At 48.9% G+C, this 11,481-nt stretch carries 8 protein-coding genes; 7 read left to right on the forward strand and 1 reads right to left on the reverse strand.

From position 1 onward, the window contains the following. Positions 1–3 precede the first annotated feature (3 nt). From ACAM29_RS00855 to ACAM29_RS00875, 5 genes are read left to right on the forward strand one after another with little or no spacing between them, the layout of a single operon-like run. The gene (locus ACAM29_RS00855) at positions 4–1,344 is read left to right on the forward strand and encodes an efflux RND transporter periplasmic adaptor subunit (RefSeq protein ID WP_369622867.1); all 1,341 of its coding nucleotides are present in this window, start codon (positions 4–6) and stop codon (positions 1,342–1,344) included. Next, positions 1,338–3,449: an HlyD family efflux transporter periplasmic adaptor subunit gene (locus ACAM29_RS00860; RefSeq protein ID WP_369622868.1), complete on the forward strand. Its 2,112-nt coding sequence runs from the start codon at positions 1,338–1,340 to the stop codon at positions 3,447–3,449. Before ACAM29_RS00855 ends, ACAM29_RS00860 begins: the two co-directional genes overlap by 7 nt. After that, positions 3,449–5,365 (forward strand): 7TM-DISM domain-containing protein, encoded by a 1,917-nt coding sequence (locus ACAM29_RS00865; protein WP_369622869.1) that lies wholly within the window; start codon positions 3,449–3,451, stop codon positions 5,363–5,365. Before ACAM29_RS00860 ends, ACAM29_RS00865 begins: the two co-directional genes overlap by 1 nt. Positions 5,366–5,387: 22 nt before the next feature. After that, positions 5,388–6,095 (forward strand): response regulator transcription factor, encoded by a 708-nt coding sequence (locus tag ACAM29_RS00870; protein WP_369622870.1) that lies wholly within the window; start codon positions 5,388–5,390, stop codon positions 6,093–6,095. A gap of 52 nt (positions 6,096–6,147) precedes the next feature. Continuing rightward, a complete protein-coding gene (locus tag ACAM29_RS00875; RefSeq protein ID WP_091824766.1) occupies positions 6,148–6,696 on the forward strand; it encodes a YaeQ family protein in 549 nt (182 codons plus the stop codon). Positions 6,697–6,736: 40 nt separating this feature from the next. Here ACAM29_RS00875 and rfaH read toward each other — a convergent pair whose 3' ends face one another. After that, positions 6,737–7,222 (reverse strand): transcription/translation regulatory transformer protein RfaH, encoded by a 486-nt coding sequence (gene rfaH, locus ACAM29_RS00880; RefSeq protein WP_369622871.1) that lies wholly within the window; start codon positions 7,220–7,222, stop codon positions 6,737–6,739. 186 nt (positions 7,223–7,408) lie between these two features. On the opposite strand from rfaH, the gene ACAM29_RS00885 reads away from it, so the two are divergent. Further along, complete coding sequence (locus tag ACAM29_RS00885; protein WP_369622872.1) at positions 7,409–8,242, forward strand: hypothetical protein; 834 nt, start codon at positions 7,409–7,411, stop codon at positions 8,240–8,242. A 31-nt stretch (positions 8,243–8,273) separates the two neighbouring features. Further along, complete coding sequence (locus tag ACAM29_RS00890) at positions 8,274–11,354, forward strand: choice-of-anchor U domain-containing protein (RefSeq protein ID WP_369622873.1); 3,081 nt, start codon at positions 8,274–8,276, stop codon at positions 11,352–11,354. Positions 11,355–11,481 lie beyond the last annotated feature (127 nt).

Genomic DNA, 11,481 nt, shown 5'->3' on the forward strand with positions numbered 1-11,481 from the left:
TTCGTGAGCGATACTGTTGCGGCCCTGCTTGGGTTGGAGCAACAACTGCGCAAGGCATCAGACCTTGCGCAGTTGTTTTATACGCTGGTCAACCAGACGCATGCCTGTGTGCCGTACACACAGGCAATTTTGCTTATTGATGAAAAACTCCAGCGGCCTAAAGTGGAAGCAGTGTCTGACCTTCCTGCCGTTGATTACACATCGCCCTTTATCAGCTGGATTGAGCGCTTGAATAAAGCGCTTCTTTCGCATGAGCAGGGTGTCGTGCAAAGAACGGTACGCCGGTCAGATGTAGACGCAGATCTTGCCAGTGAATGGAAAGAGTTTGGTGCCCCTGATTATCTGCTTTGGCAACCCCTGCTGATAGAAGCAAAAGACAATGAAGCAACGGGTGTTTTGCTGCTGTTTCGTGAGCAGGACTGGTCAGAAATGGAAAAAGGCATTTGCCAACATATCGGCAACAGTGCCGGACATGCCATATTTGCACTCAAGCGTCACCAGCCTCTGCGGCGCCTGTGGCCTCGCCTAAAACAGCGCAAGGTTGTTATGGGCGTTGCAATCGCGTTGGCTGTCTTGATGGCCATTCCCGTACGTTTGAGCACCCTGGCCCCCGTTCAGGTCATTCCATCCAGGCCGCATGTGGTTGCGGCTCCACTTGATGGTGTGATTGAGTACATACAAGTACAGCCCAATCAGGAAATTCAGCAGGGCGATGTATTGGCTCAGCTGGAAGAGGGAGAGTTAAGCAGCGAGGCATCCATTGCTCGGCAATCATTTCTGTTGGCCCAGGCTGAGTTGAAAACGGTTCAGCAAAGCGGCTTTATGGATCCGCGTCAGAAAGCGCGCCTGGCAGAGCTGGAAGCACAGGTAAAGTTGCAGGCTCTGCAATGGGAGCATGCTCGCGATCGGCTGGAAAAAACGCATATTCGTTCTGAAATTGCGGGTGTTGCCGTACTTGATGACCCTATGGAATGGCGGGGCAGACCAGTCAAGGTTGGCGAACGCATCATGTTGGTTGCTGACCCGGAGCAAATTGAACTGGAGATCATGCTGCCGGTAAAGGACTCAATCGTATTGTCGCCGGGAGCTGATATAAAAGTGTTTCTCGATAATGACCCGATACATGCGTGGTCTGCCGTCTTGCGTCATGCAGCATATGAGCCCCGCTCGACCGCAACCCAAGAAGTTGCTTATCGTTTGATTGCAGACTTAACCGGCGATAATCAAATGTTGCCCCGTATTGGCCTGAAAGGAACAGCAAAAATTTACGGCGAGCGCGTAAGCCTTTTCTTCTATTTATTCCGGCGGCCGCTTACAAGCCTCAGGCAGTGGATAGGATGGTAGAAGCGCGATTACCTGTATTAAGGCAAAACCTTAAACTTATGCCCGGTGCGCATGATGAAGATGGTGCACCCAGGTGGCTGTTGCATGATCGGGTGCGTAACCGCTATTTCAGCCTTGTAAGGCCTGCTCTGGAGTTGATACGCCATTGGCAGCCAGGCGTTACACCGACAGAAATGGCAGCATCACTGAATGAACTGGGGCTTCACTACGACCCCGAGGAAATTCGTGCATTTGCAGATTTCCTGATTGCCAACAACCTTGTCCTGGCACGATCAGAATCGGCATCGGCTTATTTCCATCGCCAGAAAATTCAAAACAGAAAAAGCATCTGGAACTGGATGCTGCATAACTACCTTTTCATACGCATACCACTGGTACGGCCAGACCCCTTTTTGTCTAAAATCATGCCGCATATCCAATGGCTGCTTTCAGGAGCTATGGAAAAGTGTGTCATGCTGGCGGGTGTTATCGGACTTTTCCTCATAATCCGACAGTGGGATACATTTGCAGGTACTTTTCTGCATTTTTTCAGCTTTGAGGGGATGCTCCTGTATGCAATTACCCTGGTGATGGTTAAAAGTGCACATGAATTAGGACATGCACTTGTATCGCGTCGTCTGGGGTGTCGGGTCGCATCGATGGGTGTGGCTTTTCTGGTCATGTTTCCGGTACTTTATACCGATACAACCGATGCGTGGAAGTTGCGATCCCGCAGAGATCGGCTCAGGATCGTTACGGCGGGGGTAAGAACAGAGCTTTATCTTGCCATGCTTGCCAGCTGCTTATGGGGTATATTGCCTGATGGTGCCCTGCGTAGCGCTGCTTTTTTTGTCGCGACAACCAGTTGGGTTACATCGTTACTGGTCAACATCAGCCCGTTCTTACGCTTCGATGGCTACTATGCCTTCTCGGACCTGATCGGAGTTGAAAATCTTCAGCAGCGCTCTTTTGCCTTAGGGCGATGGAAACTGCGCCAGTGGTTGTGGGGGATAAATGATCCACTGCCAGAGCCCCTTACTCTTTCCAAAACACGTACTCTAATTCTATATGCGTGGTTTACATGGCTATATCGATTTTTTCTCTTTCTGGGTATAGCACTGCTGGTGTATCACTTCTTTTTCAAGGTGCTCGGCATTCTGTTATTTGTTGTGGAGATTATATGGTTTATTGCTATGCCCATTGTGAAAGAGCTTAAAGTTTGGCGAGAACGCTGGAAAGACTTCAGCTTCACGCCAGTAAGAATTATGTTATGGAGTATTCCTGTCATGGTGCTGGCGGCAGGGCTTCTACCCGTAACCTCAGAGGTTGCTGTCCCCGCTGTTATAAAATCAGACAATATCCGTTATGTATTTGCACCAGAGTCCGCACAGGTAAAGACACTTGATACAGCACCCGGACATGAGGCGAATCAAGGGGATGTGCTACTTCAACTGTATGCCCCTGAGTTGGAAAACAGCATGCAGCTGGTGCACGAAGAGCTTCAATTGGCAGAGCTGCGGCTATCCAGGTTGGCAAGCTCGGTAGAAGATAAAGCTGAGCAACATATCAACCGCGAACGCGTAAGACAGCTGCAGGCGCAAATGCAGCGTTTACAGGCACGGCAATCGAGGCTGACGGTAATGGCTCCAATCCAGGGGCGTATATCGGATATGGATACACTTCAACCTGGTCAATGGGTTGGGGAAGGTCAATATTTGATGACAATTGTGGCGTCATCCGAACTCAAGGTAGAAGGTTTTTTGAGCGAGCGCGAGCTTGATCTGGTAACCGAGAATACCACCGGAATCTTTGTAAGCAGTACAGGTCAACGCAGAGCGCTGCCGGTTGTGATTGAGAAAATAGACCTCAGCGCAGTATCAGCACTGCCTTTCCCCGAACTTGGCTCTTTATCAGGTGGGCCGATTGCAGTACGCCAGGCCGAAGAAAGGTTGATACCTGAAGAGTCTCACTATCGCGTTAGCCTGAGACTGACAGAGCAAGAGCCGTCTTATACAGTTAACGTTCGTGAACCTGGAGTGTTGATATTAGAAGGAAGCCCCAGAAGCTGGTTGTGGAGTAATGTAGAGCGACTGGCTGCAATCGCCATTCGAGAGTCTGGTTTCTAATGCGCGCCAGACAGTTGATACAAAAAAGCTGTGTGCTGTTTTTTATCCTGTTTTATTGGGGGTTCGCTGTTGCCGATACCCAACAGATCGTCGCGTTGGGCCATGAAAAAATTGTTTTTGACCAAGGGCAAATCAGCGTTTACAAAGATCCTTCAGAGTCACTCACCCTTGAAGATGCCATTGCTTTAAACGCCCAGAGAAAATTTATACCAACACGTGACGCCATTAGTGAAGGGTATATGCGTTCCGCTGTGTGGGGATATACAAAAATATCAAGGCCTGAAGAGGCATCCAGAGTATGGGGGTTATCGATCACACCCTCATATCTGGACCAGGTTGATATATTTGTTTTGCATGAGGGCGAGTTAATTGAGCACTTGGTCGCGGGTGATCAGGTTGTTGATCCGAAACATGATTTGCATAATCGACATCATATAGTAGAAATGGATTTCCCTGTCGGTACTTTTGATTTGTATTTTCGGCTTAAGACTACCAGTACATCTTTAATGCTTTTGAAGATGATTCCTGAGGCTGAAATAATTAAATTTATAGATTTAAACGTAATACTTGAAGGTGCTTTAATTGGTGTTCTGTTTACGATGCTGATTATTAATTTGATAAACAGCATTTGGCTAAAAAGCTCTCTTTTTCTTAGTTTTTTCCTATATGAAATTGGAATTATTGTAACCATCCTTTTGTCAGTGGGGCTTGGCTATATAGTATTCCCCAATCTTGATAGTTCTGATCATAACACGGTTTTCAAGATTGGAATAATGGTTACTGCCATTATGGCATTTCTGTTCTTTTATAGACTTGTTGATTTTTACTTCAAGGGTAGGGCTTTGGTGGACCTGCTCTTTCTGTTAGGGATACTCCACTGCTGTTATGGTATCTATATGACTTTGACAGGCAGGTTTGTTGAGGTCATGAACTATTTGAATTGGTTTGTTGCTCTGTTTCCTATCGCAGTGTCTGTCATAGTACTACCAAGTTGGAAGGAATTTGATACTGAGAAAAAAATCAGGTTTTCTGGTTTTATTGTGTTCGGTTTTTTCACTTTCGTGAATTCCATGTATGTTAATGGTGTTATAGGCGCTAGTGGCTTGAAATCTCTTATCCCACCAGTCATGATTTTTTCTTTTCAGTTGACTTTGCACTTCGTCATAATGTGCTCAATCCGAAAATCGGAATCGGTTGTTGAACAGGCGCAACGAGAAGCTTCCTTGGCAGCACGTGATGCATCCGCAGAACGTTTGCAGAGAGAGCGTGATCAAACCTTTCTGGCCATGCTCTCCCATGAGATCAGAACTCCTCTGGCTGTTATTGATTCGGCTACACAAGCTTTAATCCGGAAAAATGATCGTACAGAAAAAGACGACTATAATGGTATACGCTATACTCGTATTCGAGATTCAGTTAAAAGAGCGAATGAGCTTTTGGGTATGAGCCTCATCAAAGCACGATCAGGTAAGAATGCTGGCACAGAATATGACATAATTGAACTAACCTGGAGCGTTATAAAAAGCTTTGATGACCACGATAAAAAAAGAATAAAGTTTTGGTATCCATCCTCTAAAATGATTAATTCATATCGGGTATCAGAGGATGCTATACATATTGTTATGCGGAATTTAATAGATAATGCATTAAAGTATAGTCCTGTTGAATCGCCTGTTGATATAACTGTTCGCGAAGGAAAACACGGATTATATTGGAGCGTTCAGGACTATGGGCCTGGCTTGAGTGAGCATGTCAAGAAGCATATGTATGAGCAGTTCTTTCGTGCAGATGAACGCGCGTCTGTTCCAGGGCTTGGACTTGGTTTGTATGTGACAAAACAGATAATGGAAGAGCACGGTGCTGATCTGGTGGTTGACTCTGGAAGGAATGGCACTATTTTTACCTGTTGTTTATGATTAGGCTGATAAGGGCGTGAATATGAAAGAGTATCAAATTGCTATTCTTGAAGATAATGATGCTCTTAGGGATGAATTGCATAGTCTTCTGGTTGATGAAGGTTATAAGGCTGATTCATTTCGCACTGCAGCAGGTTTTAAGAAGGCCCATGCTGATAAAAAATACGATACATTGATTCTTGATTTGGGTCTTCCTGATATGGATGGCATGGAATTGGCTCAAGAAATCAGCCGTCAAGATGAAATTGGAATTATCATGCTGACTGCGCGCAGTGAATTAAGAGATCGTATTGACGGCCTATCTATTGGCGCTGATGCATATATTACCAAGCCCTTTGAATTTGATGAGCTTTTGGCTCAGTTGAATGCACTGTTGCGTCGCCTGGGGATGCGAAAGGCAGAACTAAAAGCATGGAAGTTACATGTCATTGGGCAAAAGCTGTACTCCCCCCATCATACAGTTGTACTTGAATTGACGGCTTCTGAAACAGTGTTACTGGTAGAGCTGGCCACATCTCAGCCGTCTCATGTGTCACGTGCACACCTGATTCGTGCACTCGGAGAAGACTTCATGCTTTATGATGAGCGTCGACTGGAAAAAATCATCAGCCGTTTGCGCACAAAGTTATTGGACAGTTTTAATGCTAGCCCAATCAAGGCAATTCGTGGCAAGGGGTATATTTTCAAGGAAAACATAGAATTACACCATTCGGCAGATCAAATACGTTGAGGTTGGCTTTATAAGCGCTATACTCTTTGTGTTTTTTATGGATTAAGCTGGAATGGCCCAAAACGCAACCGTATTCAAAGCTCACCTGCAGATTGCAGACATGGATCGGCACCATTATGCCGATTACAGCCATACACTGGCGCGACACCCCTCTGAAACCGACCTGCGCATGATGGTGCGATTGTTGGCATTCATGCTGCGCGCCGATGAACGATTGGAGTTCACCCGTGGCCTGTGTGTCGATGACGAACCGGATCTGTGGCGGAAAAGCTACTCTGATGAGATCGAACTGTGGATCGATACCGGTTTGCCCAGTGAAAAGCGTATCCGCAAGGCGTGTAACCGATCCAAGCAGGTTTTACTGCTGGTGTATGGAACTGACCAGGCGGTAAACCCCTGGTGGTCGGGGTTGCAGGGTCAGATTGGCCGTTTTGATAACCTCGAAGTGCTGCGTATTCCACCAGAGCAGAGTGATGCACTCGCCGCGCTGGCTGAGCGCGGCATGCATCTGAACTGCACCATTCAGGATGGACAGGTTTGGATCAGTGGTGACCACGGTGAAGTTACTATTGAACCCAAAGTGTGGCTACCAGCACTTTGATCAATCGATAAGCTTCAGGTGTACAGCTATCTTTAGGATCTTACACTGGCCCGAATGTCCCCAGCGGTAATGACAGCTTTTGCCAGCGCCCCAGCATTTCCAGCAACAGGAAAGCCCGCTTTTCGCCATCATATTCCAGAAATACAGCGTTCAGGTGGCTGAGAGGGCCGTCTTCAATTCGAACAGGCTGTTGCGGCCGCAGCTCGCTCCGAGCCTGAACCTGTGTACGCAGGTTTTCGACCACGTCATCAGGTACTACTGCGGGCTTGTCACCGAAAGTCAGAATCTGCGCAACGCCTCGTGTGGAACGAATGGGGCGCCAGTTACTGGTCAGTTCTGACAGCTCAATGAAAAGGTACCCGGGAAACAGAGGTTCAACACAGGTGACTCTCTTGCCCGCGCGTATGTGCTCAACTGTTATGCTCGGACAAAATACTTCAAAGCCCTGGTTTTGGAGCTCCTGAACCGCTCGCTTGGTCTGTCCGGGCTTTGACCGGACCACGTACCACCGATAATCAGCGTTCATGTGCAGCTCCGACAGTACAGATTTTATATAAGAATTGATGCATGTAACCAGCGTTAAACAAATGATTGAAAGCGGTTGTTTTTTGTTCGTTTTTTAAACATGTTATGTGTATTGTACTGCATAGAGTGGCCATGGATGGATGAACCGTCTGGTCGTTGAGTTCAGAATTTCACGGGAAAACTGATCATGAATAAAAAACTCCTTGTACTGGGCGCGTTTGTTTTTGCAACTCAAGCAGTTGCAGTCGAGGTCATTCCACAGGATACCGTTGTACAAGGCAGTCAATGTGTAGGCACTGACTGCGCGAGTACGCCAGAGTTTGGGTATTCGACGATTCAGCTGAAAGAGAACAACCTCCGAATCACGTTCGATGATACGAGCTCTTCGGCCAGCTTTCCCAACATCGATTGGCAACTGACAGCAAATGATACGGCTAATGGTGGCCGCAATCGCTTTTCAATTGAAGATCTGACCAACTCGAGTGAAATCTTTACGATGATGGGGGGCGCGCCCAGCTATAGTCTCTTTGTTGGCCAAAGCGGTGATGTTGGGATTGGCACAGATCAACCGGATGCCGCTGTGCATGTTGTACGATCCAACTCCCCTGTGCTGAGGCTTGAGCAGTCAGGGACCGGTGGTTTTCCGGCGGCGGTGTGGGATGTGTCTGCCAATGAATCAGGGCTTCAGATTGCCCTGGATGGCCAGAGTCTCCTGACAGTGGATTCAACCGGTAACGTACGGCTGGCTGGGTCGCTCACGGCAGGTACTCCAGCGTCCACTTTCCCTGATTATGTGTTCAACCCACAATACCGTTTAATGCCCCTGGAAGAATTGCAGGATTTCGTCGCTTCAAATCGTCACTTGCCAGACATCCCTTCGGCGGATGAGGTAGGAGAGAGCGGCCTGAACATGACGGAATTTCAGGTCAAACTCCTGAAAAAAGTCGAAGAGCTGACTCTTTATACACTTCAGCAGCAGGAAGAAATCAAGGCGTTGCAACAAGCCCTCATGCAGCAGTAATGACTCTGACCTGACTTTCATGAGGTGAGCTATGAAAACATTATTTTCGGGTGTAGCCGCGGCGATATTGCTGCTGATCGCGCCTTCATCCTGGGCCGCACTGTCCTTTAGTCAGACGTTTGGTGTCAATGAGCTTGATGTGGGCAACAATACCAGTTTGACGTTCACAATTCAGAACACGTCCCCAACAGAGGCTTCCTGGGATATTGCCTTTGATTCCAGCTTGCCGGCCGGCCTACGTATTTCTGATGTACAGGGATTGGATAATACCTGTGGTGGCATCTTTGTGGTGGACGATGTACTTGGGAATATTTCGCTTTCCGGTGGCCGAGTTGCGGCAAGCGAAAGCTGTTTGGTGAAGCTGAATGTTACATCTGACACCGCAGGGTTGTATACGTCCACCAGTGGTGTGTTGCGTGACCAAAACAGTGGTGACTACGGTAACAGCGGCGACACATTGACGGTTGTTGAAAACCGAATGAGTTTCTCGATGGACGTGAGTTCTTCCACAGCTGAGCTGGGCGACACGATCTCGATGACCTATCACATTCAGGGTCCTGGCGGCGTCTACACCAGCATCCAATTCTCACATCAATTTCCGGATGGCATAAAACCACGTAACGGCACTGCTCCCGTCCGCTCAGGCATATGTGGTGGCGCTAGCATCAATCTGTCGGAAGATGCATTTACCCTGTCTGGTATGTTTGTGACCGATACAAGTGTCTGCGAGGTCACAATCGAAATGGATGTGGTGGGTGTTGGTGAAATTGAGTTGCAAACATCCAATATCAGTTATTCTTCCGGGTCTACCGGCTTCGCGACCAATGTCGTGTCTGTTCAGCCGCGCGTGTTGAATCTGCAAAAGACCGTACTTGCTGATTCGGTATTGCCCGGCCAGCCGTTTGACGTGACATACCGTTTGAGCAATAACAGTCGCAGCGACACGTTGACTAACATTGCTTTTTCCGATGATCTGGATGCAACAATATCTGGCCTGGCTGTTGTCGGCATGCCTGCCAGCCAGGCGTGCGGTACTGGCTCAATACTGGGTTGGGACGCGGGAAGTGGGCTTGCTGCCCTAAGCGGTGGCTCTCTCGCGCCGGAAGAAAGCTGTGAATTTACCCTTACGCTGCAAGCACCCCCAGGGGTATCCGAAGGCGAGTATAGCAATGTCGTGCAAGCGTCTGCTGACAGCAGCAGTGGCGTTGTGCTCAGTCAGGAAAACGCTACCCCCATTCCTGTCATTCCCCAACCGCTGTTGGATATCTCGCTGAGTGAAAGTGTGTTTTCCGATCAAGTGGATGTCACCTACACCCTCACCAACACCAGCAGTGAACACGCACTGAACAGCATCAGTTTTCAGGATGCTTATACCTTTGGTATTGCATCAGCCACGGTAAAGTCTGGCAGCAACACCTGTTCGTCGGGTTCTCCGTTTATTCTTAATGTGGCCGCAGCAGGCGATGTTCTTGGATTTGAGACATCAACCCCTCTTGCCGCTGGTCAGAGTTGTGAATTCACGTTCACCATTACGTTTTCTCCTGGCTCCAAGGGTGTGTTTGAAGGTGCTCTTGTTGAAGAAGCTTTTGGTGAAATTAATGGGGTTAAGCGTTTGGTGAAGGTGCAGCGTGAGAGCGGCCGTGTTGTGAATCAAGCGCCCATCATTCAAATGACACCTTCGCGCACCACAGTTACCCCGGGCGAACCCTTTGACATCAATATCAGTGTGCTCAATGGCGATGGATACCCGGAAGACTTGGATGGGTATACTGATTTCAGTGATATCGAGTTCACTTTTAATGGTGGCGGTTTTATTGATCCTGTCAGTCTGACTCAGACCTGCCCGGGCCTTTCTCAGGTCGGGAGTACCTTTAGCTTGCCTTCGTTGGGGGCTGGCGAGGGTTGTACTTTCACGCAACAGGCGTCAGCTGTTTCTGCAGCCAGCGGCAGGAATGTGATGTTCGGCCTGACAAATATTTCGGCTCAGGTTGAGGGGATATCAGTCAGTGGTGCGGATGTTGATACAACTATCCGTGTAAGTGGCCTTATGATCGACACGGTGGTGGAACCGCGCGCGGTGGAGGTGGGGCAGCCCGCCAGAGTCACGCTTAATTTGCAGAACGTGAGTGCATCCGAGGCTGTCACTAATCTTTCCTACCAGGTTTCTACTCGCAATAGTACGCCCTATGCGTTTGCTGTTTCTGTCAATGCTGTAGATGTATGTGGTTCGGGCTCTCAGCTGAACACCTTCCCCGTGAGTACAAACACGACCCTACAGCTAACGAATATAAGCCTGGCGCCGGGAGAGCAATGTCAAATTCCGGTTGATATCATGATCAAGCCATCAGCAGCGCCGGGCCTGTATACGATCCTGCAGAAGAACCTTAGTTACGTTGAGTCGAGTAATTCGCTGGTGGCCTTGAACACGGGAGCCATACTTGAGGTGCTGGAGGTTGGAGGTATCAGTGATATTTCCGAGCAGCGTAACCTGGATGAGCCAAACCCGGATAACGACCCGTTCGATACCACCACCGAGCAACAGGCGGGTGACCTCAACGGGGACGGTACCGCTGATGCAGTGCAAAGCTTTATTGCCAGCACGATCAGCCCGCTTACCGGCAGACCGGTAGGGCTTGAAGTTGATCCGCAGTGCACAATCAACAGCTTTGAAATGGTGACAGCCGCGAGTATCGGAACGGTGCAGCCCGGTGTGTCGTTCCCTGAAGGGATGGCAAGCTTCAGTATCAGCTGTGCTCAGTCAACTGTGAGATTGTACCTGCCAGGTGCTGACTTCTCGGGTAATCAGGCGATTCGCAAATATGGCCCGCAGGCACCAGACTTTGCCGGTGGCAGCAGTTGGTACGAACTGCCAACCAGCCGCATCGACACGGCAGCGCACATGATAGAGTTCGTACTGACGGATAACGCCTTGGGTGATTCCAACCCGGCGGTCGGGGTGATTTCAGACCCGATCGGGCTGGCCGACTTGCCACCGACACCGAGCAGTCAGCGTGCCATACCCGTTGCCGGGGTTGGCTGGCTTGCTCTGTTGGCAGTGCAACTGCTGCTGGTGGGAGGCTACATGCGAAGGAAAAGGCGTATACAACGATAATAAACGTGTACGTCGTGTAATTCTTAAAAGCCGGTATCGCAGTCATGCGACCGGCTTTTTCATTTCTGCCTCAAACGGCCGTATGCCGCTTTGGATTGCAATGCCACAAGTGGGCAGTATGATGGCA

The organism is Marinobacterium sp. BA1, assembly GCF_041155135.1.
GTDB classification, from domain to species: domain Bacteria; phylum Pseudomonadota; class Gammaproteobacteria; order Pseudomonadales; family Balneatricaceae; genus Marinobacterium; species Marinobacterium iners.

What these genes read in the sequence shown, in the direction of transcription:
- ACAM29_RS00860 (WP_369622868.1), top strand. Translation starts at nt 1,338, where the DNA reads ATGGTAGAAGCGCGATTACCTGTATTAAGGCAAAACCTTAAACTTATG.
- ACAM29_RS00865 (WP_369622869.1), top strand. Translation starts at nt 3,449, where the DNA reads ATGCGCGCCAGACAGTTGATACAAAAAAGCTGTGTGCTGTTTTTTATC.
- ACAM29_RS00870 (WP_369622870.1), top strand. Translation starts at nt 5,388, where the DNA reads ATGAAAGAGTATCAAATTGCTATTCTTGAAGATAATGATGCTCTTAGG.
- ACAM29_RS00875 (WP_091824766.1), top strand. Translation starts at nt 6,148, where the DNA reads ATGGCCCAAAACGCAACCGTATTCAAAGCTCACCTGCAGATTGCAGAC.
- rfaH (WP_369622871.1), bottom strand. Translation starts at nt 7,222, where the DNA reads ATGAACGCTGATTATCGGTGGTACGTGGTCCGGTCAAAGCCCGGACAG.
- ACAM29_RS00885 (WP_369622872.1), top strand. Translation starts at nt 7,409, where the DNA reads ATGAATAAAAAACTCCTTGTACTGGGCGCGTTTGTTTTTGCAACTCAA.
- ACAM29_RS00890 (WP_369622873.1), top strand. Translation starts at nt 8,274, where the DNA reads ATGAAAACATTATTTTCGGGTGTAGCCGCGGCGATATTGCTGCTGATC.